The 21,235-nt window shown below is 69.1% G+C and carries 22 protein-coding genes; 10 read left to right on the forward strand and 12 right to left on the reverse strand.

Features of this window, described 5'->3' with window-relative positions; genetic code table 11:
- The first annotated feature begins 30 nt into the window (after window positions 1-30).
- From pqqC to gfa, 5 genes are all read left to right on the forward strand, one after another.
- Window positions 31-816, forward strand: a complete 786-nt coding sequence (pqqC, locus tag D1793_RS15095) for a pyrroloquinoline-quinone synthase PqqC (RefSeq protein ID WP_119022887.1) — start codon at window positions 31-33, stop codon at window positions 814-816.
- Complete coding sequence (gene pqqD, locus D1793_RS15100; RefSeq protein ID WP_119022888.1) at window positions 816-1,103, forward strand: pyrroloquinoline quinone biosynthesis peptide chaperone PqqD; 288 nt, start codon at window positions 816-818, stop codon at window positions 1,101-1,103. Before pqqC ends, pqqD begins: the two co-directional genes overlap by 1 nt.
- On the forward strand, window positions 1,096-2,247 hold the full coding sequence (gene pqqE / locus D1793_RS15105; RefSeq protein ID WP_119022889.1) for a pyrroloquinoline quinone biosynthesis protein PqqE: 1,152 nt from the start codon (window positions 1,096-1,098) through the stop codon (window positions 2,245-2,247). The genes pqqD and pqqE overlap by 8 nt, the downstream gene beginning before the upstream one ends.
- Window positions 2,244-4,730 (forward strand): insulinase family protein, encoded by a 2,487-nt coding sequence (locus tag D1793_RS15110; RefSeq protein ID WP_119022890.1) that lies wholly within the window; start codon window positions 2,244-2,246, stop codon window positions 4,728-4,730. The genes pqqE and D1793_RS15110 overlap by 4 nt, the downstream gene beginning before the upstream one ends.
- Before the next feature lie 137 nt (window positions 4,731-4,867).
- Entirely contained in the window at window positions 4,868-5,599 is a 732-nt protein-coding gene (gene gfa, locus D1793_RS15115; RefSeq protein WP_240407686.1) for an S-(hydroxymethyl)glutathione synthase, read from the forward strand.
- 88 nt (window positions 5,600-5,687) lie between these two features.
- Here the strand turns inward: gfa and D1793_RS15120 are convergent, their stop codons facing one another.
- The 4 genes from D1793_RS15120 to D1793_RS15130 all read right to left on the reverse strand — a co-directional run bounded on the left by D1793_RS15120 (window position 5,688) and on the right by D1793_RS15130 (window position 9,907).
- The gene (locus tag D1793_RS15120; RefSeq protein ID WP_119022891.1) at window positions 5,688-6,641 is read right to left on the reverse strand and encodes a branched-chain amino acid ABC transporter permease; all 954 of its coding nucleotides are present in this window, start codon (window positions 6,639-6,641) and stop codon (window positions 5,688-5,690) included.
- Between the two features lie 31 nt (window positions 6,642-6,672).
- Window positions 6,673-7,125 (reverse strand): restriction endonuclease subunit S, encoded by a 453-nt coding sequence (locus tag D1793_RS19510; protein WP_162899985.1) that lies wholly within the window; start codon window positions 7,123-7,125, stop codon window positions 6,673-6,675.
- Between the two features lie 145 nt (window positions 7,126-7,270).
- Window positions 7,271-9,442, reverse strand: coding sequence for a class I SAM-dependent DNA methyltransferase (locus tag D1793_RS15125; RefSeq protein WP_119022892.1), 2,172 nt, complete (start codon window positions 9,440-9,442; stop codon window positions 7,271-7,273).
- Between the two features lie 45 nt (window positions 9,443-9,487).
- Window positions 9,488-9,907: an STAS/SEC14 domain-containing protein gene (locus D1793_RS15130; protein ID WP_119022893.1), complete on the reverse strand. Its 420-nt coding sequence runs from the start codon at window positions 9,905-9,907 to the stop codon at window positions 9,488-9,490.
- Between the two features lie 159 nt (window positions 9,908-10,066).
- Between D1793_RS15130 and D1793_RS15135 the strand changes: the two genes are divergently transcribed.
- Window positions 10,067-11,413, forward strand: a complete 1,347-nt coding sequence (locus D1793_RS15135; protein ID WP_119022894.1) for a glycosyltransferase — start codon at window positions 10,067-10,069, stop codon at window positions 11,411-11,413.
- Here the strand turns inward: D1793_RS15135 and D1793_RS15140 are convergent.
- Together D1793_RS15140 and D1793_RS15145 are read right to left on the reverse strand one after the other, a co-directional pair.
- Window positions 11,382-12,674, reverse strand: a complete 1,293-nt coding sequence (locus tag D1793_RS15140; protein WP_119022895.1) for an MFS transporter — start codon at window positions 12,672-12,674, stop codon at window positions 11,382-11,384. The two genes, D1793_RS15135 and D1793_RS15140, sit on opposite strands and share 32 nt — an antisense overlap.
- A 97-nt stretch (window positions 12,675-12,771) precedes the next feature.
- Window positions 12,772-13,446, reverse strand: a complete 675-nt coding sequence (locus D1793_RS15145) for an SDR family oxidoreductase (RefSeq protein WP_119022896.1) — start codon at window positions 13,444-13,446, stop codon at window positions 12,772-12,774.
- Between the two features lie 171 nt (window positions 13,447-13,617).
- On the opposite strand from D1793_RS15145, the gene D1793_RS15150 reads away from it, so the two are divergent.
- From D1793_RS15150 to D1793_RS15165, 4 genes are all read left to right on the forward strand, one after another.
- A complete protein-coding gene (locus D1793_RS15150; RefSeq protein WP_110070181.1) occupies window positions 13,618-14,796 on the forward strand; it encodes a cation diffusion facilitator family transporter in 1,179 nt (392 codons plus the stop codon).
- 86 nt (window positions 14,797-14,882) lie between these two features.
- The gene (locus tag D1793_RS15155) at window positions 14,883-15,656 is read left to right on the forward strand and encodes a pseudouridine synthase (protein WP_110070233.1); all 774 of its coding nucleotides are present in this window, start codon (window positions 14,883-14,885) and stop codon (window positions 15,654-15,656) included.
- Between the two features lie 12 nt (window positions 15,657-15,668).
- Window positions 15,669-16,520 (forward strand): tRNA cyclic N6-threonylcarbamoyladenosine(37) synthase TcdA, encoded by an 852-nt coding sequence (gene tcdA, locus D1793_RS15160; protein ID WP_110070182.1) that lies wholly within the window; start codon window positions 15,669-15,671, stop codon window positions 16,518-16,520.
- A gap of 55 nt (window positions 16,521-16,575) precedes the next feature.
- Window positions 16,576-16,800 (forward strand): DUF1653 domain-containing protein, encoded by a 225-nt coding sequence (locus D1793_RS15165; RefSeq protein ID WP_110070183.1) that lies wholly within the window; start codon window positions 16,576-16,578, stop codon window positions 16,798-16,800.
- Between the two features lie 28 nt (window positions 16,801-16,828).
- On the opposite strand, the gene D1793_RS15170 is transcribed toward D1793_RS15165, so the two are convergent.
- From D1793_RS15170 to D1793_RS15195, 6 genes are all read right to left on the reverse strand, one after another.
- Window positions 16,829-17,596, reverse strand: coding sequence for an ABC transporter permease (locus tag D1793_RS15170; protein WP_110070184.1), 768 nt, complete (start codon window positions 17,594-17,596; stop codon window positions 16,829-16,831).
- A 9-nt stretch (window positions 17,597-17,605) separates the two neighbouring features.
- The gene (locus D1793_RS15175; protein ID WP_110070185.1) at window positions 17,606-18,433 is read right to left on the reverse strand and encodes an ABC transporter ATP-binding protein; all 828 of its coding nucleotides are present in this window, start codon (window positions 18,431-18,433) and stop codon (window positions 17,606-17,608) included.
- Window positions 18,434-18,435: 2 nt separating this feature from the next.
- Window positions 18,436-19,494, reverse strand: a complete 1,059-nt coding sequence (locus D1793_RS15180) for an ABC transporter substrate-binding protein (protein WP_110070186.1) — start codon at window positions 19,492-19,494, stop codon at window positions 18,436-18,438.
- Window positions 19,495-19,797: 303 nt separating this feature from the next.
- Entirely contained in the window at window positions 19,798-20,280 is a 483-nt protein-coding gene (bfr, locus tag D1793_RS15185; protein ID WP_110070187.1) for a bacterioferritin, read from the reverse strand.
- Window positions 20,281-20,435: 155 nt separating this feature from the next.
- On the reverse strand, window positions 20,436-20,642 hold the full coding sequence (locus D1793_RS15190; protein ID WP_110070188.1) for a (2Fe-2S)-binding protein: 207 nt from the start codon (window positions 20,640-20,642) through the stop codon (window positions 20,436-20,438).
- A gap of 111 nt (window positions 20,643-20,753) precedes the next feature.
- A complete protein-coding gene (locus D1793_RS15195; protein ID WP_110070189.1) occupies window positions 20,754-21,230 on the reverse strand; it encodes an RDD family protein in 477 nt (158 codons plus the stop codon).
- Between the last annotated feature and the right edge of the window lie 5 nt (window positions 21,231-21,235).

Below are 21,235 nucleotides of genomic sequence, written 5' to 3' on the forward strand. Positions count from 1 at the left end.
CCCGGTCGGGCCCAGCAGAAGGAGTCCCGCATGACTCGCATCGCGTCGCCGTCGACGACAGCGCAGGGAGAGGCCCTGAGCCCCTCTGCCTTCCGCGAGGCCCTGATGGCCAAGGGTGCCTACTACCATATCCACCACCCCTACCAGGTCGACATGGCCGAGGGGCGCGCCAGCCCGGAACAGCTGCGAGGCTGGGTCGCCAACCGCTTCTACTACCAGACCAATATCCCCCAGAAGGATGCCGCCCTGCTGGCCAACTGCCCCGACGCCGCCTTTCGGCGGCGCTGGATCCAGCGCCTGCTCGACCACGACGGCCATGACGCCGACGGCGGCGGCGGCGGCATCGAGGCCTGGCTGACCCTGGGCGAGGCGGTGGGCCTCTCCCGTGACGAGCTCTGGTCCCAGGAGCATGTCCTGCCGGGGGTCCGCTTCGCGGTGGATGCCTACGTCAACTTCGTGCGCCGCGCGGACTGGCGCGAGGCAGCGATCTCGTCGCTCACCGAGCTGTTCGCGCCGGAGGCCCACCGCAGCCGCCTGGCGACCTGGCCGACCCACTATCCCTGGATCGACGCGGCCGGCTATGGCTACTTCCGCAAGCGGCTCACCGAGGCGCGACGGGACGTCGAACACGGGCTCGAGGTGGCCCTGGCGGTCTGCACCACCCGGGCGACTCAGGAGCGAGCCCTGGAGATCCTGCAATTCAAGCTCGATGTGCTGTGGTCGATGCTCGACGCCATGACCCTTGCCTACCAGCTCGGCAGGCCGCCCTACCACACCGTCACCGACCAGAGGGTTTACCATCGGGGGGTGTCGTGATGGCGACCATGATCGGTCCCACCAGCGTCTGCCGCCTGCGTCCGGGCTGGCGCCTGCAGTGGGAAGAGGCCCAGCAGCGCCATGTGCTGCTCTATCCCGAGGGCATGGTGCAGCTCAACGACACCGCCGGTGCCATCCTCGGCGAGCTCGACGGCCAGCGCGATGTGCAGGCCGTGATCCAGCGCCTCGAGGCGCGCTACCCCCAGGCACCGACCGGGGCCATCGCTCTGGACGTCCAGGCGTTCCTCGTCGATGCCTCGCAACAGGGCTGGATCCAGCATGACTGACCGCTCCGATACCGCCGCCATCAACGCCCACAGCGGCGCGCCGCTGTGGCTGCTGGCCGAGCTCACCTACCGCTGCCCCCTGCAGTGCGCCTACTGCTCCAACCCGCTGGATTTCGCCGGCGTCAGGGAAGAGCTGACCACCGAGGAGTGGCTCGACCTCCTGGCCCAGGCCCGCGAGATGGGCGCCGTGCAGCTGGGCTTCTCCGGGGGCGAGCCCCTGGTGCGCCAGGACCTCGAGCAGCTGGTGGCCGAGGCGCGCCGACTGGGCTTCTACACCAACCTGATCACCTCGGCCCAGGGCCTCGACGAAGCACGCATCGCCGCCCTGCGCGAGGCCGGGCTCGACCATATCCAGATCAGCCTGCAGGCCTCCGACCCCGACGTGGCCGCGGCGGTGGCGGGCTCCGCGAAAGCACATGCCAGGAAGCTGGCCATGGCCAGAGCGGTCAAGGCCGCCGGCTATCCCATGGTGCTCAACGTGGTGCTGCACCGCCACAACATCGACCAGCTCGATGCCATCATCGCCCTGTGCGACGAGCTCGGCGCCGACGCCGTGGAGCTGGCCAACTGCCAGCTCTACGGCTGGGCCCACCTCAACCGGGCGGGACTGCTGCCGAGCCGCGGGCAGCTCGAGGCCGCGGAGGCGACCACCGGCCGCTGGCGGACACGCCTCGCCGAGCGGGGGCGTGCCATGGACCTGCTGTTCGTGGTGCCCGACTACTACAACGACCGACCCAAGGCGTGCATGGGCGGCTGGGGCTCGATCTTCATGACCGTAGCCCCGGACGGCGCCGTGCTGCCGTGCCACAGCGCCCGGCTGCTGCCGATGACCTTTCCCAGCGTCCGCGACAGGCCGCTGCGCGAGATCTGGTACGACAGCGAGGCCTTCAATCGCTATCGCGGCGATGCCTGGATGCAGGAGCCCTGTCGCAGCTGTGACGAGCGCCATCGCGACGTCGGCGGCTGTCGCTGCCAGGCCTACCTGCTGACCGGCGATCCCGCCGCCACCGACCCGGTCTGCTCGCTCTCTCCTAACCACCACCTGATAGAGGCGGCCCGCCGCGAGGCCGAAGGTGGCATCGGCACGATCGAGGAGCTGACACCGCGCAACGTCCACGAGTCGCGGGTCTTCTGCCGCTCATGAGCGAGGCGGTCGCGGCCGGCGGTCCCGAGGCGGCCCTGCTGGAGGCGGGATTGCCCCCCGGCAGTCGCTGCGCCTTTCGACGCTTGACCAGCGGACTGACCACCGTGGCGGCAGAGGTTCCCGAGGCCCGGCAGTTGCGCCTGGTGGGGGCGGTGGGCGTGGGCTATCTCGACGAACCCGCCGACTGCCGCGGCCTGGCCCACCTGCTCGAGCACGGGCTCTTCCTCGGTTCCGCCAGCGCCCCCGGCGAAGGCGACTTCGCCGCCTGGATCGGCGAGCAGGGCGGTCGCTACAACGCCCGCACCGACGAGAGCGTCACCGACGTCCACCTCCACCTGCCGCCGGACGCCGCCGACGAGGGGCTGCGGCGCCTCGTCGACCTGCTGGGCAGCCCGCGCCTCGATGCCGAACGCCTCGCCCGGGAGGTCGACATCCTCGAGGCGGAGTTCCGGGCACGCCTGGCCGACCCGGCCCTGCACCGCCTCGCCGCCCTGGGGCGACTCTTTCGCCCCGACCACCCGGCCCGGCGCTGTCATGCCGGCCACCGCGGCACCCTCGACGACACGCCGCGGGGGCTCGCGGCCCGGCTGACCGCCTTCCACCGCCGCCACTACCGCACCGAGCGGATGGCCCTGGCGATGCTGGGCCCGCTGCCCCTGGAGGAGCAGCTCGCCCTGCTGGCGCGCCACGGGGCCCGCCTTCCCTGCGGAGGCAGCCCACCCGCCCCGTCCGCCTGGCGCTGGCGCGACCCCGCCGCGCTGGCCTGGTGCCCACCGACGCCATCGCCACCCGGCAGCGGCACGCGGCTGGAGCTGATCTGGCCGCTGCCCGACGCCGTCGCCCGAGCCGGGCGCCGCGAACTCGACGCCCTGGCGGCGCGGCTGGCCGATGGCCGGCTGGCAGCCCGGCTGGAGGCCATGACCGCCCTGCAGGATCTTGCCATCGACCTGGCCCCCGAGGGCACCGGCCCCGCCCTGGTCATGCGTCTGGCCCTGGCGGAGCCGACACCCGACCTGGCCGCGCTGCTGGCCGTCTGCCTCTCCGCGCCTGCGCGCGCGCTCGGGGAACGGCTACCTCCACCGCCCTCGCCTGCCATCGACCTGGATGCCTGGCCGCGCCGCCAGGCGTGCCGACTCGCCGCCGATGCCAACTCGCCAGCCGACGCGTTGCCGCTGGCCCCATGGCTCGCCGGGGAGCAGTGCCGCATCCTGTGGCGCGCCCCGGAAGCGGACGCCGCCTGGTCGACCCGAGCCGAGACGGGGACCCGCTGGCGTCCGCTCGCCCTGCCCGTCTCGTCTCCCGTGGCCGAATCACCAGGGCGCCTTACCCCGAGCCTGCCCCTCTCCCTCGACCCGGTGCCCGAACCGTCGTCCGCCGGGAGGGCCAGCCCGGGATGCCTTCGCCGCGATCTCCGTCTCACCCTCTGGTGGGGCGGGCCGGCCTGGCCGCGCGCCACCGGCGGTGCGAGCTGGTGCCTGGGCTGGGCCGCCGACCCGGCCGGCCAGGAGGCCAGGCTCAAGCGCTGGCACCGACGCACCCTGGCACTGCGCCAGGCCGCGGCCTCTCGGCGGCTCGACCTGACGCTCGCCGCGGATGCCGCCGGCGACTGGCTGATGGCCCGGGGCGATCCCCGGCGGATCGCCTCCCTGGTAGCGCAGGCGCTCGCCGCCTGGTCGACGGAACCCGGCGATGCCGACGCGAGCGCACCCCCGCAGGGGCTCCTCGCCAGGGCGCTGCTGCGGCAGCTTGAGGTCGGCGCCGCCCGCGGCGTACCAGGCCCGCGCCTGCTCGGCTGGGCCAGCGGCGAGCTAGGCCAGCGGCAAGCCGCGCGCGATGCCGAACGCTTCGCCGAGATCCTGGCAGCGCCACCTGACGCCTCTCCGGCGACTGCCGCCTCCATGGAGACGAGCGTGGCGACGAGCGGTGAGTCCTGGCTGCCCCCCCTGGGCGAGGAGCGTGCGGTGATGCTGGAGGTGAGGGGAGTCGACGCCAGCCCGCGCAGCCACTGGATGCTGAAGCTGCTGGCCGCCTGTCACGACGCCGCCTTCCAGCATGAGATGCGCCAGCGCCACGGCTTCGGCTATGTGGCGGCGGTGCGCTACGCAGAGGCCGCGGGCTGGCCCAGGCTCGGCTATGTGGTGCAGTCCCCCTGGGCCAGCGTGACGGAGCTGCAGCGCGCGATCGTCGACTTCCTCGCCCGGCGGAGCGAGGCGCTGGCCCGGCCGGATGAGGGCGAGCTGGCCCGCCTAAGGCGCGGCATGCTGGTGCGGTACGGTGCGCCCGAGACCCACCGGGAAGCCATCGAGCGCACCTGGCAGGCCCTGCGCCGTCACCCCGCAGGCCCGGATGAGTGGCTGGCGCCATGGGCAGCGGAACGCAGGGCGCTGGAGGGGCTGGGGGTCATCGACCTGGCCCGGCAGGGCCGAGCCCTGGCCGACGCGACCCTGCCCCGCCACTGGTGGTGCCACATGCCCTCCCCTTAACCGTTGCCTGACGGGAACGCACTAGTGCCGCCGGGGCATAATTCCCCCTCGCCGCGCCACCTAGACTGACAGCAGTGCACGCCCCAGTTCCCTGGAGCCAATGCGATAACAACAATGGCCACGCGAGGTGAACGACCATGCTGACACGAATGAGTCTGAACGAGGAGCGCAAGCCCATGAGCCTGATGGATACCCTGAAGCGCTGGTTCGGGGGGCAGAGCGCACCCTCCACCGCAGCCAGCCAGCCCCGGGACACCTCGGCGGCTCCCTCCGTCGCGGCGAGCACCCAGGCAACACCGAACAGCAGCGTCCGGATTCACCCCGCGGTGGATGGCGGCCTGAAGGCCGGCAGCGAGAGCTTCAGCGGCGGTACCCTGCATTGCCACTGCGCGAACAACCGGGTCGAGGTCACCATCAAGTCCCAGTGCGCCCACAACCACGTGTGCGGCTGCACCAAGTGCTGGAAGCCGGAGGGCGCCCTCTTCTCCATGGTGGCCGTGGTTCCCCGCGACAGCCTCAGCGTCACCGCCCACGAGGAGAAGCTGGAGATCGTCGACTCCTCGGCGGCCATCCAGCGCCACGCCTGCAAGGAGTGCGGCGTCCACATGTTCGGCCGCATCGAGAACACCGGCCACCCCTTCCACGGCCTCGACTTCATCCATACCGAGCTCTCCGATGACGACGGCTGGGCCGCGCCGGAGTTCGCGGCCTTCGTGTCATCGATCATCGAGTCCGGGGCCAACCCCGACAACATGGACAAGGTGCGTGGCAGACTGAAGGAGATGAAGCTCGAACCCTACGACTGCCTTTCGCCGCCCCTGATGGACGCCATCGCCATCCATACCGCCAAGGCCAAGGGCATCCTCTAGTTCCGGCCACAGGCAGGCCCACCCCGACACGACGAAGGCGCCCCATAGGGCGCCTTCGCTGGTGTGGCCTGCGCTGTCGCGAGCCCGTCTACTTGAAGTTCTTGCGGTAGGACTTGAGGATCTCGCCGACGATGCCGCTGCGGAAGCTCAGCACGCAGATCACGAAGATCACCCCGAGGATCGGCCCCACCCAGTTGCCCAGCGGCGACTGGGCCAGCAGGTGCTGCAGGCTGACCACGATGCCGGCGCCGACCACCGGGCCGAACAGGGTGCCCACCCCGCCCAGCAGGGTCATCAGGATCACCTCGCCGGACATGTGCCAGTGGGCATCGGTCAGCGAGGCCAGCTGGAACACCACCGTCTTGGTGGAGCCCGCCAGGCCCGCGAGCCCCGCGGAGAGGACGAAGGCCACCAGCTTGTAGGCGTCGACGTTGTAGCCCAGCGAGATCGCCCGCGGCTCGTTCTCGCGGATCGCCTTGAGCACCTGGCCATAGGGCGAGTGCACGGCGCGCTGGATGACCGCGAAGCCAAACAGGAAGATGGCGAACACGAAGTAGTACATCGCCAGGTTGTTGCGCAGGCTGATGATGCCGAACAGCTCACCCCGCGGCACCCCGTGCAGGCCATCCTCGCCGCCGGTGAAGGGCGACTGGACGTAGACGAAGAACACCAGCTGGGCCAGCGCCAGGGTCACCATGGCGAAGTAGATCCCCTGCCGGCGGATCGACAGTGCCCCGAACACCGCCCCCAGTGCCACGGCGACCAGGGTGCCGGCGATGATGCCGAGTTCCGGGGTCAGCCCAGGATAGCTGGCCAGCAGGTAGCCGGTGATATAGCCGCCGGTGGCCAGGAAGGCCGCATGCCCGAAGGAGAGCAGCCCCGCGTAGCCAAGCAGCAGGTTGAAGGCGCAGGCGAAGAGCGCGAAGCACAGCACCTTCATCAGGAACACCGGGTAGGCCACGAAGGGCGCCACCAGGCCGATGCCGATCAGCACCAGGTAGAAGACGTTGCGGCGAATATCGGCGCGGCGCTGACGCTTCATGGAGGGAGATCGAGAAAATCGCGGAAGCAGCTTAATAAAAGTGTCCGCTACGACTTGACCAGAACACAGCATTGACGAATGCATCCGAGGTGGCGAAATAACCAAGGAAGTTGGCATCAATATCCGAGCCAGGTCGTAGAACGGCAAACCCAGTGGACGCGACCAGATTTTCGGGCGGTTCGCGAACCACTGTGATGGCCCTCAGATAGGTGCGAACGGTAGAAACCAGCGTATCGCCCGCCTTGACCAGTCGGCGCGCTCGAGAGGGAGCATCCGCAAAGGCGAATTCCTCAGTGTTCACGATGCCCTGCCCGAGGGACACACTGGAAATATCGGCGTAGGTCATCCGCCAATCAGGGTCCGTCGAATCGGATAACGCCTCGGGATTCACTCGCACCACATGCTTCAATGGCTTTACCTGCCAGCCCGCAGGTAATCGACCAAGCCAGCTCAGCGCTTCCTGCGGAAAGATGGCAACGCTCATTTGTCACCCCCCTTCTCGATCCGCTGCTCCAACGCCTCCAACTTTCGCAAGTGCATGGCATGTATGGCATGTTCTTCTCTGCGCTGGCCCCGGCCAATCATTAAGCCATCTTTAACAGTTGCCGCCGCGTTCAGCCCGCCCGCGCTCATGCCGTCACCTTCTTCAGCATCTCCAGAATCTCGCCTTCCAGCGCCTGGATATCGCGCTCGATCTCTTCCAATGGCCGGGGCGGCTCGTAGACGTAGAAATGGCGGTTGATGGGGATCTCGTAGCCCACCTTGGTCTTGGCGTGGTCGATCCAGGCGTCAGCGACGAAGGGCAACACCTCCCGGGCCAGGTAGTCCTCGCAGTGGTCGAGAACCAGGCCCAGCAACTGGCTGTTGTCGGCGTCCTTGTCATAGCCGATGGGCAGCGGCAGGGGAATATCAGCCGGCAGGGGCACGATCTCGGTGTCGCGCAGTTCGGTATCCGGCTCGGGGTGGCCCTTGCTGTCCCGGCAGATGGCAGCCTCCGGGTCCCGCTCGGACAGGGCGCCCAGGATGGCCTTCTTGATCGGTGCGGGCAGTTTCTCGCCGGCGGCCTTGAAAGCGGCCTTGAGCCGCGGTTCGAACGCGGCGCGGTCGGTATAAAGCTGGTCGCCCAGCCCCCGGAGGATCTCGATAATGCGCTGCTGGGTGGCCTCACCGGCCTTCACCTCGGCCTCCATCTCGGTGGGGTTCTTGCGCTTCTTGGTTTTGGCGAGGTTGACGAAGGCGGTTTCCTGCCAGAGACGCTCGATGCGCTCGGCGCTGGCCTGGAAATTGAGCCGCAAGGGGCGTTCCACGGTGACTTTCAGGTAGCCGAAGTCACGGTTGTCGAAAATCTTCGAGCAGACCCGCTCGTTCTGCTCGCCGTTCAGGCCCACCCGGCAGGTGGCGCCATCGGCGAATTCGGCATACAGGCGGGTCAGTTCCTCGATATGCTCATCACTGAGCTCATTGCGCTTGTTGCCCAGGCTCTTTTTCATCTTGCGGTAGTGGCGGGTGCCGTCGATCAGCTGCACCCTGCCCTTGCGATCAATGGGCTTGCGGTTGCTGACCAGCCAGATGTAGGTGTAGATGCCGGTGTTGTAGAAGAGCTGGTCCGGCAGGGCGATGATGGCGTCGAGCCAGTCGTTCTCGATGATCCAGCGGCGAATGTTGCTCTCGCTGGGGCCCGGCTCGCCGTTGAACAGCGGTGAGCCGTTGAAGACGATGGCGATCTTCGAGCCCTCGCCGCCCTGCTCAGGGCTGGGCTTCATCTTGCTCAGCATATGCAACAGAAACAGGGTGGCGCCGTCATTGATGCGCGGCAGGCCGGGGCCGAAGCGGCCATGGAAGCCCAGTTCCCTGTGCTCCTTCCGTACGTAGTCTTCCTGGGGTTTCCACTCCACGCCAAAGGGTGGGTTGGCCAGCATGTAGTGAAAGGTCTTGTCCGGGTGGCCGTCGCTGGTCTCGCCGTCGCCCAGGGTGTCGCCAAAGGCGATGTTGTCCACTGGTTCGTCCTTGATCAGGAGATCGGAGCGGCAGATGGCCCAGGACTCCTCGTTGTACTCCTGCCCGAATAGCGCCAGGTGGGCCTGGGGGTTCTGCTCGGTGATGTACTCCTCGGAGACCGACAGCATCCCACCGGTGCCCGCCGTGGGGTCATAGATGGTGCGGGCGATGCCGGGTGTGTAGACCTCCTCGTCCTCGGTGTAGAGCAGGTGGGCCATCAAGCGGATCACCTCGCGGGGCGTGAAGTGGTCCCCGGCCTCCTCGTTCGCCTGCTCGTTGAACTTGCGCACCAGCTCTTCGAAGACATAGCCCATGTCGTGGTTGCTGACCCGGCCCGGATGCAGGTCAACCCTGGGGTCCGCGAACCCCTTGACGATGAGGTACAGGCGGTTGGCCTTGTCCAGCTTCTCGATCTCCGACTCGAAGCCGAAGGCCTCGAAGATCTCCCTGGCGGACTCGGAAAAACCATTGATGTAGCTGGTGAGGTTGGTGGCGATATTCTCCGGGTCCGCCAGCAGCGTCTCGAAGGTGTAGGGGCTGATGTTGTAGAGCGGGTGCTGGCGCCCCTTGCTGGCTGCCTTGGCAAGTGCAGCATGCAAGGCGTTCCCCTCATGCCCCTTTGCCTTGAGCCTGTCATATTCCTTCAGCACCTGCTCCTTGGTGGGCGCCAGAACACAGTCCAGACGGCGCAGCACCGTCATGGGGAGCATGACTTTCCGGTACTGTGGTGGCCGGTAAGGGCCCCGGAGCTTGTTGGCGATGTCGAAGACGAAATTGATGAGCTGGGTAGTGTTGGCGGTCATTGCTGCTCTTGATGTGTGGTGCGTCGGGAGAATCACCGAACGCTATCACGCTCCGTGGTAGCCGTCTTCCTCGGGGTTCTCGTGGGCACCCTGGGGCAGTTCGGCGGCCCAGGCCATGGCCGCGGCGTGCTCGTGGCTTGCGAAGGTGCGGATCTCCACTGCCTTGAACAGCCGCTCCTCCAGGTCGGCGATCAGCTGGATCCAGGACTGGTCGGTGACCACGGCGGCGCGATGATAGTGCTCGAGGTCGCCGAGCTGGGTCAGGCCGTAGCCGACGTCCTTCAACAGGGCGGTCAGGGTCATCAGGCGCAGGTCGTCGATCTCGACCACCAGACTGATCAGCGGGTGATTGCGCTTGGCGGCCTCGATGGCGTCGATGGCGCGCTGCAGTTCGCTGCCGGTCACGATGCCCCCTGCCTTCATCGCCACGACATGCTCTGCCGGGTGGGAGATCAGGTCCAACATGGGCGTACTCCTTGGGAAATCGAGAGAGGCGAGGCGCCTCGGCCACTTTCAGCATAGCGCGCCAGGACGACCCTGCCGGCGAGCCCGGGGCCCGTGATCACGCAAACGTCACAGTCGCACGCCACCATGGGCGGGATACCCACAGGAGGGTCGCCCGGCATGCCAAGGCGCGCACGCAAGCCGCTCAGCGAAGCGGAGGTGGAATCCCTGATCCGGCTGGCCAGGGGCAATGCGCTGGCCCAGCAGATCCAGGCCGAGCAGCGGGCGCGGCTGGCCCCGGCCACCGCGGCGCTCCAGGCGGCCACCAGCGCGGCACAGGCCCGTCCGGGCGCCTTGAGGATCCTGATGCTCTCGGACGTCTACTTTCCGCGCATCAATGGCGTCTCCACCTCCATCGCCAGCTTCCGCGGCGCCCTCCAGCGCCAGGGCCATTCGATCACCCTGGCCTGCCCCGACTACCCGGTCGGCCAGGTGGACGAGCCGGGGGTGATACGCATCTCCTCCCGGGGTGTTCCGGGGGACCCGGAGGACCGCATGATGCGCTACCGGGAACTCCTGGCCCTGGCCGCGCCGCTCGCCGAGCCGGCCTTCGACCTGATCCATGTGCATACGCCCTTCGTGGCCCACTATGCCGGCATCGGGCTGGGGCGACGCCTGGGCATTCCGGTGGTGGCCACCTACCACACCCTCTTCGAGGAGTACCTGCACCACTACGTGCGCTGGCTGCCACGCCGCTGGCTGCGCTTCGCCGCGCGTCGCCTCTCGGTGAACCAGTGCCACCGGCTCGATGCCCTGATCGTACCGTCACGGGCCATGCAGTCGGCGCTGACCCGCTACGGGGTGACCACCCCCATGGCGGTGATTCCCACCGGGCTGGCCCTGGAGGCCTTCACCCACCCCCATGAGGAGAGCGACTTCCGCGCCCGCTATGGCCTCCCGCACCGGGCACGGCTGCTGCTCTTCGTGGGGCGCGCCGCCCATGAGAAGAACATCGGCTTCCTGATCGAGATGCTGCCTCTGGTGCTCGCCAGGCACCCCGATACCCGCCTGATCATCACCGGCGAGGGCCCCGCCCAGGACGCGCTGGCTCGCCTGGCCCGGGATGCCGGGGTGGGGGCCGCCGTGCTGTTCCTCGGCTACCTGGACCGCGACGGCCCCCTCCAGGCCGCCTACCGCGCCGCGGACCTGTTCGTCTTCGCCTCGCGCACCGAGACCCAGGGGCTGGTGCTGCTGGAGTCCATGGCGCTGGGCACCCCGGTGGTCTCGACCGCGGTGATGGGCACCCGTGACGTGCTCACCGAGGGCGAAGGCTGCCTGATCGCCGAGGAGACCCACGACGACTTCGCCGCCAAGGTAAACCGGATGCTGGAGGACGACGACCTGCGTCGGGCCCTCGCCCAGCGAGGCCGCGCCCATGCGGCAGGCTGGCACGAGGATGCCAAGGCCGCCGAGCTGGCCGAGCTCTACCGCCGCGTCACCGCCCCTGCCGCCCTGGCGGCGCGGTAACCGCCGCGTCATCGCTTGGCTGCCCCGTTCCGCCAGCGCTGGCGGCCAAGCCGTCGCTGCGCACGCAGCGCAGCAGGCAGAAGACGGCCAGCGCGCCGGTCACCGTGGGTAGCAGGAAGCCCACCGCGTAGCTGCCGGAGAGCCACACGATCAGGCTGAACAGCGCCGGCCCCACCAGCACCCCCATATAGGTGAGCACCAGCACGGCGGCGGTGGCCTCGCCCACCTCGCCGGGCTCGCAGCGCCGCGCCACCTCCCCCAGGTAGACCCCGTTCCAGGCCACCGCGGTGCCCCCGGCCAGCACCATCAGGATCAGGGTCACCCAAGTCGGCACCGCGGTGCCCAGCACCGCCAGCAGGAAGAAGATCACCGCGATGACCCCGGCCAGGCCGAACAGCACCGGCAGGCTGCCCCCCAGGCGGTCGGCCAGCGCCCCCCAGACCAGGCGCCCGGTGACCCCGGCCACGTGCACCAGGGAGACCACGGCCCCGGCCAGCACCAGGCTCAGCAGCAGCTCCTCGACCATGTAGGCCACCGCGAAGCTGAGCAGCGAGAGCTGCGCGGCGGAGAGGCAGAAGCCGGTGGCCCCCAGCCAGCGCATGGCGCGGTAGCGGCGCAGCACGCCGAGGCTGCCGGCGCCCTGCATGCGCACGCTGGCGTCCCGGCTGGCGTCCCAGCGCTCGCGACGCGGCTGCAGCACCGCCAGGGTGGCCAGGCACGCCACCCCCACCGCCAGGAAGGCAGCCTGCCAGTTCCAGATGGCCGCCAGGGGCGGCGCCATCAGACCCGCCAGCACGCCCCCAAGGGGCACGCCGGTCTGCTTGATGGAGTAGACGAGGTTGCGCCGCTCGGGCGGGGTAAAGCGGGAGAGCAGCTCGGCGGCCGCGGGGCTGGTGACCCCGTAGGCGAGCCCCAGCAGCAGGGTGGTGGCCAGCAGCGCCAGGGGCGTGCCGATCAGCGCCATGAGGCAGCCCCCCATCACCAGCGCCATGGCCAGCTGGCTGGCCCGGCAGCCCCCCAGGCGCCTGGCCAGCACCGCCGACTGCAGCGAGGCGAGCATCGCCACCCCGTAGAGCAGGCTGACCTGCAGCCCCACCCAGCCCGTCGGCACGCCGAAGGCCGCCGCCACCTGGGGCGCCAGGGTCGGCACCAGCAGCATGCCCCCGCTGCACAGCACCTGGACCCAGGTAGTGGCGGCCAGCACCCACCACCCCTCGCGGCGGGAGGGGGCAGGCAGTGCCGCAGAGGATGGCTCGGACATGGGGGGCTCCGGTCGAGGACAGAACCGTTAGCCTACACACAATTTTGCCATCGCCGCCAACGCCAATGGCGAAGCCTGCGTTCGTCGAAGGCTCACGTCACCAGGGCAGCGGCTCGCCGTTGCTGTGCCAGAAGGTGCCGGTGGTCGCGAGGCTCAGGGCCGCGATGCGCTCGGCGATGCCGGCGGCGGCCTCCTCCGGGGTGATCAGCCCGCCGAAGTTGACCATGCGGGTCTGCACATAGCCCGGGTGGAGCTGGACCACGGCGATGCCGCGGGGGGCGAGGTCCATGGCCAGGGACTTGCCGAAGGCGTTGAGCGCCGCCTTGGAGGCGCGGTAGCCGTAGCGCCCGCCGGAGTCGTTGTCGGCGATGGAGCCCATGCGGCTGGTGATGTTGGCCACCTTGCTGCCCTCCCCCAGGCAGCCGAGCAGCGCCTCGGTGACGCGCAGCGGCGCATAGGCGTTGACCTCCATCTGGGTACGGATGGAGTCGAAGTCGATCTCGCCCAGGCGCTCGTCGCGGAGCAGGCCGGCGTTGTTGATCAGCACCTCGAGGCGCTGCCACTCCAGCTCCACGGCGAGCCGGGCGACATCCTCGTCGCGGGTCACATCGATGCCCTCGATCACCCGTGTGGCCACCAGGCGCAGCTCGGCGGTGTCATCGCCGCTGCCGCGACAGGCGCCGATCACCTCCCAGCCCGCAGCGTGGTAGTGGCGGGCCAGGGCGAGGCCTACGCCGCGGTTGGCGCCGGTGATCAGTACGGTGGAAGCCATGCGATCTCCTGTTCGGGAAGGTACCTGCCAAGACAGTGCCCCAGGGGGGAGGCGACATCAACCCGACAGCGTTGCGTGAAAGTGGACCCTTTCGGTACTATTTTGCATTGCAGCGGCTCCGCCGGGGCCGCTGCCCTAGCCCATCGACCACGCCGCCCGAGGCCTGGCACCATGTCGAGCACCGAACACAGCCCTGCCCTTCATAAGGCTCAGGAAGCCCGCCGCGTCACCCTGCTGGCCATCTGGGTCGATGCCATCGTCGGCCTGGTCAAGCTGATCACCGGCATCATCGTCGGCTCTGCGGCCCTGGTGGCCGATGGCATCCACTCCTTCTCCGACCTGGTCACCGACGGCTTCGTGCTGGCGGCCACCCACTATGGCAGCCAGGACCCGGACCATGACCACCCCTACGGCCATGGGCGCATCGAGACCCTGGCCACCCTCTTCCTGGGCAGCGTACTGATCTTCGTGGCCGGCGCCATCGCCTGGTCGAGCATCGAGCGGCTGGTGGCCGGCGCCGAGATCCCGCCGCCGGGCCTCTGGGCGATGCTCATCGCGCTGCTGGCGCTGCTGGCCAAGGAGGCGCTCTTCCGCCTCACCATGCGGGTGGCGCGCCGGCTGCGCTCGAAGCTGCTGGAGGCCAACGCCTGGCACTCGCGCTCCGACGTGCTCTCCACCGGCGTGGTGCTGGTGGGCCTGGTGGGCACCCAACTGGGCCACGGCTGGCTCGACACCATCGCCGCCGTGATCGTCGGCCTGCTGGTGGGCAAGGTGGGCTGGGACCTGCTGTGGGAGTCGGGCCGCGAACTGGTGGACACCGCCCTGCCGGTTCCCCAGCAGGAGGCGATGCGCGAGGTGGCGCTCTCGGTGCCCGGGGTGGCGGGGGTCCACGACCTGCGCACCCGCCAGTCGGCCGGGCACACCATGCTCGACCTCCACGTGGTGGTCCCGCCGCGCATCAGCGTCTCCGAGGGCCACGAGATCGGCAACGAGGTGAGCCGACGCCTGCGCCAGGCGTTTCCGGCGCTCACCGACCTGACCTTCCACATCGACCCCGAGGACGACGCCGGCGAGGGCGACCCCAGCCGCCTGCCGGGCCTGCCGCTGCGCCCTGCAGTGGAGGCGGCGCTGACCGAGCGCTGGGCCGGGCTTCCCGAGTGGCCCTGGATCCTCGACCTGGAGCTGCACTACCTGGAGGGAGCGGTGACCGTGGTGGCCTGCCTCGACGAGCACTCGCCGCTGGAGAGTGCCGCGACGGCCCGGCGGCTGGCGCGCGCCGCCGACGACCTCGAGTGGTTCGCCCAGGTGGAGATCCGCCGCCTGGCCGCCCTCCCCTCGCCGACCCGCTGAGCCCAGACCCCATGGGTGACATCGCCGCCCCGGGCGGCGACAATGGCCGCCCCTTTCTCCACGACCCTGGCGGCGACCTGACCGGCATGAGCGACCCCTTGCGGATACTCCATCGCGACGAGCACCTGGTGGCCGTGCACAAGCCCTCGGGGCTGCTGGTGCACCGCACCGCCCTGGCTCGCGGCGAGCGCGAGTTCCTGCTGCAGCGGCTGCGCGACCAGCTCGGCCAGCGGGTCTACCCGGTACATCGGCTCGACCGCCCCACCTCCGGGGTGATGGTGCTGGCGCTCTCTCCAGGCGTCGCCACCCGGCTCACCGAGGCCTTCACCGAGCGCCGGGTGGCCAAGCGCTACCTGGCGGTAGTGCGTGGCATCGGCCCCGAGGCCGAGCGGCTCGAATACCCGCTGCGCGAGGAGGACGGCAGCCGTCCCAAGGCCGAGATGCCCGCCCTGGAGGCGGTGACCGATATCCGCCGCCTGGACAGCGTGGAGCTGCCGGTGCAGGTGGACCGCTACCCGAGCAGCCGCTATTCGCTGATGGAGGCGCGCCCGCTGACCGGGCGCCGTCACCAGATCCGCCGCCACCTGTCGCAGCGGGGCTATCCGATCATCGGCGACGCCAAGCACGGCAAGGGCAACCACAACCGCTTCTTCGCCGAGCACCTCGACGCCCCGCGCCTGCTGCTGGCCGCCACCGAGCTTTCCTTCGTGCACCCGGTCACCGGGCAGCCGCTGCGCCTGACCTGCGCCCTGGATGCCACCATGAGCGCGCTCTTCCGGCGCTTCGGCTGGGCCGGCCACCTGTCGGTGGACGCCGTGGACGCTACCCGCACGCCCCTCCAACCCGCCGCCATCGACTGACCGACACCTGCCATGACCGACCTGCCCTTCTCCTCCCCCGCCGTCGTTCCCCAGGAGAGCGTCGATACCGACGACCACGCCCTGCGCTTCGGCGGCATCCGCCGGCTCTACGGCACCCGCGCCGTCGAGCGCTTCCGCACCGCGCATGTGGTGGTGGTGGGCGTCGGCGGCGTGGGCAGCTGGACGGTGGAGGCGCTGGCGCGCTCGGGCATCGGCAAGCTGACCCTGATCGACCTGGACGACGTCTGCGTCTCCAACGTCAACCGCCAGCTCCACGCCCTGGACGGCACCATCGGCCGCCCCAAGGTGGAGGTGCTGGCCGAGCGCTGTCGGGCCATCCAGCCGGGCATCGAGGTGGTGGAAGATATCGCCTTCGCGACCCCTACCAACCTGGCCGAGCGGATCCCCGAGGACGCCGACCACCTGGTGGACGCCATCGACAGCGTGGTGGCCAAGGCGGCGCTGATCAGCTGGTGCAAGCGGCGCAAGCTGCCGATCACCGTGACCGGGGCCGCCGGGGGCCAGACCGACCCCACCCGCATCCGGGTGGCGGATCTTGCCCGCACCGAGCACGACCCGCTGCTCGCCAAGGTGCGCGCGCGGCTGCGGCGCGACTTCGGCTTCTCACGCAACCCCAAGCGGCGCTTCTCGGTGGAGTGCGTCTACTCTGACGAACAGCTGGTCTACCCGGGCAGCGACGGCGAGGTCTGCTTCGCCAAGCCCGCCAGCGGCGAGTCGACGCGGCTCGACTGCGCCTCGGGCTTCGGCGCCGCCACCTTTGTCACCGGCAGCTTCGGCTTCGTGGCCGCCTCCCGGGTGCTGGCGCGGCTGGCCAAGAAGGCCGCGGCCGAGACGACGCCCTGAGCGGGGCCCCGCGCCCTGACACCCCAACCCCCGACACCTGCCTTCGGAGCCCGCCATGACCCACTCCCTTCCCGTCCCCGGCATCTACGCCCACTACAAGGGCAACCGCTACGAGGTGCTGGGCGTGGCCCACCACAGCGAGACCGAGGAGCCCCTGGTGGTCTACCGTGCCCTCTACGGCGAATACGGCCTCTGGGTAAGGCCCCTTGCGATGTTCACCGAACTGGTCGAGGTCCAGGGCGAGCCGGTCCCTCGCTTCGAACTCGAAAAGGCGTTCTGAGGCACGCTATCGGCCAAGGGAAGGCCGCTTAGCGCTGCCCGCGGTGGGCCCAGGCCGTCATGCGCTTCTCGAGCAGCGCGAAGAGCTCGTACATCACCATGGCCATGGCGCTGATCACGATCAGTCCGGCGAACACCAGCGACATGCGCATCTGGGAGCCGGCGCTCATCATCAGGTAGCCGATGCCCTGGTTGGAGGCCACCGTCTCCGACACCACGGTGCCCACGAAGGCAAGCGTGATGGCGATCTTCAGCGAGGCGAAGAAGTAGGGCAGCGAGCGCGGCAGCCCCACCTTGAGCAGCACGTCCAGGCGCCGCGCCCCCAGCACCCGCAGCACGTCCTCCATCTCCGGCTCAAGGGTGGCAAGCCCGGTGGCCACATTGACCACGATGGGGAAGAAGCAGATCAGGAAGGCGGTGAGGATCGCCGGCACCGAGCCGATGCCGAACCACACCACCAGGATCGGCACGAAGGCCACCTTGGGAATGGCGTTGAAGCCCACCAGCAGTGGGTAGCAGGCGTGGTAGAGGAAGCGCGAGGAGCCGATGATGAAGCCCAGCAGCAGGCCCACCGCCACCCCCAGGCCGAAGCCCGCCATGGTAGTCCAGAAGGTCTGCCAGGAGTGCACCCCGATGGGACCGGCGAAGGTGACCAGGGCCTGAGCGGTGGCCGAGGCGCTGGGGAAGATGAAGGGCGGCACGTTGAAGAGCCTGACCGTGGCTTCCCAGATCAGGATCAGCGCCAGCACGGCGATCCAGGGGGCCAGGCGTTCGAGCAGCCGATTGTGCTTGGACATGGGGACTCCTCAGCTGCCGCGGATCGTGCCGATCCGCGCGCGCAGTTCCTGCACCAGGCCGGTGAAGGCGGGTTCGAAGGTCATTTCCAGCGACCGCGGGCGCGGGAAGTCGATCTGGCGCCGCTCCAGGATGCGCCCGGGACGGCGGCTCATGACGTAGACGGTGTCGGCCAGGAAGGCCGCCTCGCGCAGGTCGTGGGTGACCAGCACCACCGTGAAGCGCTGCGCCTCCCAGAGGTCGCGCAGCACGCACCAGAGCTCCTCCCGGGTGAAAGCGTCCAGGGCCCCGAAGGGCTCGTCGAGCATCAGCAGCCGCGGTCGATGGATCAGGGCGCGGCAGATGGAGGCGCGCTGCTGCATCCCGCCGGAGAGCTGCCAGGGGTACTGCTCCTCGTAACCCTCGAGCCCCACGGTGCGCAAAAGCTCCCGGGCCCAGCCCTCGAACTCGGCCCGGCGCTTGCGGAACTGGGCGCGGTAGGGCTTCACGATCTCCAGGGGCAGCAGCACGTTGTCCAGGGTGGTGCGCCAGGGCAGCAGGTTGGCGCTCTGGAAGGCCATGCCGCAGATCTTCAGCGGCCCGCCCACCGGCTGGCCATCGACCCGCACGCTCCCCGCGGTGGGGGCGTGCAGGCCGGTGCAGAGCTTCATGAAGGTGGACTTGCCGCAGCCCGAGGGGCCCACGAAGGCGACGAACTCCCCCTCCTCGATGGTCAGCGATACCTCCTCGATGGCGTTACCCGTCTCGTCATAGGCCAGGCTGACCTGGTCGAAGGCCACGAAGGGGGCCGCCCCGGCGCGCGTAGCGCCCTCCGGGGTCAGGGTGGCGGGTGCCGTCATGCTCAGTCTCCCTGCGCCGGGAAGATCATCCGCGCCTCCTCCGCGGGGAGGTAGCGGGAGGTGAAGACCCGCTCCGTCGCCGGCACCTCGGGCAGGTCGTAGGCGTCGGCCACCAGCTGGATAGCGTTGGCCAGACGCGCCTCGTCCACCGCGCCGGCCCCGTGGGCGCGGGCATCCGGGGTGTCGATCACGCTCTCGATGGCGAGCTTGAGGCGGCGCGTCTCCAGCTCCACGTCGATCAGACCGTCCCGGGCCAGCACGTAGTCGATGGCCCCCTCGGGGTCGGCCAGGGTCTCGGCCAGGGCCCGGTTGAAGGCGCGCAGGAAGCCCTCCACCGCCTCAGGGTTGGCCTCGGCGAAGGCCTCGCTTGCAATGATGGCGTTGCCGTAGAGCGGCACCCCATACTCCGGGAAGGGCAGGATGGTCAGCTCCTCCTCGCCCATGCCGCGCCCTTCAAGGTTGAGCAGGCTGGTGAAGTAGAAGCCGGTGATGGCGTCCACGTCGCCGCGCACCAGCAGGGTCTCGCGCAGGGTCGGGTCGACGTTCTGCCACTCGACGCCGTCGGCGTCGAGGTCATTGGCGGCGGCGAAGATTCCCCAGGCGCGGTAGCCGGTGTCGAAGGCGGGCGCGGCCAGCGACTTGCCGACCAGGTCGGCGGGGGACTCGATGCCGCGATCCTTGCGGGCGAAGACCGCCGCCGGGGAGCCGTCATAGACCACGTAGACCCCCTGAATGCCGGGGCCGTCGGGGTTCTCGGCCAGGAACTCCACCAGGGCGTTGAGATCGCCGAAGCCCATCTCGTAAGCCCCGGAGGCGACCCGGTTGATGGCGCCGGCGGAACCGCTGCCGGAGTCGACCTGGACGTCGAGCCCCTCCTCGGCGAAGTAGCCGCGCTCCACGGCCATCAGGAAGGGGGCCGAGGGGCCCTCGAAGCGCCAGTCGAGCTGGAAGCGGATGCGGGTCTCGTCGGCCAGGGTGGCACTGGAGAGGGTGGCGCCGGCCAGCAGCAGGCCCATCATGCCGAGCGGCAGCCCGGCCCTGGAGAGGAGGTGACGACTCATGAAGTTGCCCTCGCGCGGATCGTGTTGTGGTCCACCGACCTGAAGGGTGGTGGCATTGTTCTTCTTTGCTTTGCAGGAAGCCTGCCAGGTTGACGGCCTGACCTGTCGGTCAAGGCAGGCGCGCCATGGCAGGGCATCCCCGCCGCCGGCATAAGCACCGCGATGGCGCACCGCCCCGCGCCGCGGCGGGGGCTATGCACCAGCGTAGAACATCGCGTCGCTCAGGAGGGGGGCTGCCCCAAAACGCCACCGGCGCCACGAGGGCGCCGGTGAGGGGAAGCAGACAGAAGGAGGGAAGGCGAGTTACTCCTCGCCGGCCATCTGCATCTGCTTGAGCATGTAGTTCTCGATGCCGACCTTGTCGATCAGGCCGAGCTCGGTCTCGATATGGTCGATGTGATCTTCCTCGTCGGCGAGGATGTCACGGAAGAGGTCGCGGCTGACGTAGTCCTTGACCTGCTCGCAGTAGGTGATCGCCTCGATGTAGTCGGCGCGCCCCTCGTGCTCGATCTTGAGGTCGCACTCCAGCATCTCACGGACGTTCTGGCCGATATTGAGCTTGCCGAGGTCCTGCAGGTTGGGGATACCCTCGAGGAAGAGGATGCGCTCGATCAGCTTGTCGGCGTGCTGCATCTCCTCGATGGACTCGTCGTACTCCCACTTGGCCAGCTTCTGCAGGCCCCAATCCTTGTACATCTTGGCATGCAGGAAGTACTGGTTGATCGCCACCAGCTCGTTGCCCAGCGCCTTGTTGAGATGCTCGATGACCTTGCTGTCGCCTTTCATGGATTCACCTTGTGGCTGTCGTCAGGGAAATGTGACTGCAGCTTGGCATGCCAGGGGCGACATTGCCAGGCGCTGCTTGCCAGTCTAGCGAACTCTGGCGAAAAACCAATGAAATCAAGAGGATGATAACGAAAGCGAGAATGATCTCGATTCCGTCAGACGGCGTAGGCAAGGTCCTCGGCACCCACCATCAGCTCGGCCTTCACCGCCTCGCGGGTGATGACCTTGCCCTGGCAGGCGCACTTGCCGCACTGGGTGCCGCAGCCCGTCTCGCGCTGGACGTCGCGCCAGCTGCGGGCGCCGTCCTCGACGGTCTGGCGGATCTGGTGGTCGGAGACCCCCTTGCAGAGACATACGTACATCGACATCACCTCGCTGACGACTGCTGAGGTAAATGTAAATGATTCGCATAGCCCCCTGCAAGCGGGAATCGACAAATGTCTGATCCGGATCAACCCCGCGCGGCTCGCCCCCTACTTCGCCGGCTTGGGCAGTGCCACCACCCGGGTGCCCGAGGCGATATCGGACCAGCTGCGCCGCTCGGCATCGAACAGGATCCACAGGTAGCCGAGGCCGAAGGCGGCGATCGAGAGGCAGGCCACCACGAAGCGCACCGCCGCCTGGGCCAGGGTGATGGAGCGGCCGTCAGGGGTCTGCACCCGCAGCCGCCAGGCCTGCATGCCGAGCGTCACGCCGCCGCGGGTCCAGAAGAAGGCAAAGAAGGCAAAGGCCGAGAGCAGCAGCAGCAGCTGCAGCGACAGCACCCAGAACGGCCCGTCCCCCACCTGCTCGGCGGAGATCCCCAGCAGCTGGCGTCCGATCGTCAGGTGCAGGCCGGCCACCAGGATCCAGATGGCGGCCACCAGGAAGCTGTCATAGACCATGGCGCCCAGCCGGCGGGCGAACCCCGCCGGCCAGACATCGTCGAGATTGCCAAAACGTCGTTGCATGGAAG

The sequence above is a fragment of the Halomonas sp. JS92-SW72 genome (assembly GCF_003547075.1).
GTDB lineage: Bacteria > Pseudomonadota > Gammaproteobacteria > Pseudomonadales > Halomonadaceae > Halomonas > Halomonas alkalicola.

Coding starts and splice junctions, on each gene's coding strand:
- pqqC (WP_119022887.1), top strand. CDS start 31: ATGACTCGCATCGCGTCGCCGTCGACGACAGCGCAGGGAGAGGCCCTG.
- pqqD (WP_119022888.1), top strand. CDS start 816: ATGGCGACCATGATCGGTCCCACCAGCGTCTGCCGCCTGCGTCCGGGC.
- pqqE (WP_119022889.1), top strand. CDS start 1,096: ATGACTGACCGCTCCGATACCGCCGCCATCAACGCCCACAGCGGCGCG.
- D1793_RS15110 (WP_119022890.1), top strand. CDS start 2,244: ATGAGCGAGGCGGTCGCGGCCGGCGGTCCCGAGGCGGCCCTGCTGGAG.
- gfa (WP_240407686.1), top strand. CDS start 4,868: ATGCTGACACGAATGAGTCTGAACGAGGAGCGCAAGCCCATGAGCCTG.
- D1793_RS15120 (WP_119022891.1), bottom strand. CDS start 6,641: ATGAAGCGTCAGCGCCGCGCCGATATTCGCCGCAACGTCTTCTACCTG.
- D1793_RS19510 (WP_162899985.1), bottom strand. CDS start 7,125: ATGAGCGTTGCCATCTTTCCGCAGGAAGCGCTGAGCTGGCTTGGTCGA.
- D1793_RS15125 (WP_119022892.1), bottom strand. CDS start 9,442: ATGACCGCCAACACTACCCAGCTCATCAATTTCGTCTTCGACATCGCC.
- D1793_RS15130 (WP_119022893.1), bottom strand. CDS start 9,907: ATGTTGGACCTGATCTCCCACCCGGCAGAGCATGTCGTGGCGATGAAG.
- D1793_RS15135 (WP_119022894.1), top strand. CDS start 10,067: ATGCCAAGGCGCGCACGCAAGCCGCTCAGCGAAGCGGAGGTGGAATCC.
- D1793_RS15140 (WP_119022895.1), bottom strand. CDS start 12,674: ATGTCCGAGCCATCCTCTGCGGCACTGCCTGCCCCCTCCCGCCGCGAG.
- D1793_RS15145 (WP_119022896.1), bottom strand. CDS start 13,446: ATGGCTTCCACCGTACTGATCACCGGCGCCAACCGCGGCGTAGGCCTC.
- D1793_RS15150 (WP_110070181.1), top strand. CDS start 13,618: ATGTCGAGCACCGAACACAGCCCTGCCCTTCATAAGGCTCAGGAAGCC.
- D1793_RS15155 (WP_110070233.1), top strand. CDS start 14,883: ATGAGCGACCCCTTGCGGATACTCCATCGCGACGAGCACCTGGTGGCC.
- tcdA (WP_110070182.1), top strand. CDS start 15,669: ATGACCGACCTGCCCTTCTCCTCCCCCGCCGTCGTTCCCCAGGAGAGC.
- D1793_RS15165 (WP_110070183.1), top strand. CDS start 16,576: ATGACCCACTCCCTTCCCGTCCCCGGCATCTACGCCCACTACAAGGGC.
- D1793_RS15170 (WP_110070184.1), bottom strand. CDS start 17,596: ATGTCCAAGCACAATCGGCTGCTCGAACGCCTGGCCCCCTGGATCGCC.
- D1793_RS15175 (WP_110070185.1), bottom strand. CDS start 18,433: ATGACGGCACCCGCCACCCTGACCCCGGAGGGCGCTACGCGCGCCGGG.
- D1793_RS15180 (WP_110070186.1), bottom strand. CDS start 19,494: ATGAGTCGTCACCTCCTCTCCAGGGCCGGGCTGCCGCTCGGCATGATG.
- bfr (WP_110070187.1), bottom strand. CDS start 20,280: ATGAAAGGCGACAGCAAGGTCATCGAGCATCTCAACAAGGCGCTGGGC.
- D1793_RS15190 (WP_110070188.1), bottom strand. CDS start 20,642: ATGTACGTATGTCTCTGCAAGGGGGTCTCCGACCACCAGATCCGCCAG.
- D1793_RS15195 (WP_110070189.1), bottom strand. CDS start 21,230: ATGCAACGACGTTTTGGCAATCTCGACGATGTCTGGCCGGCGGGGTTC.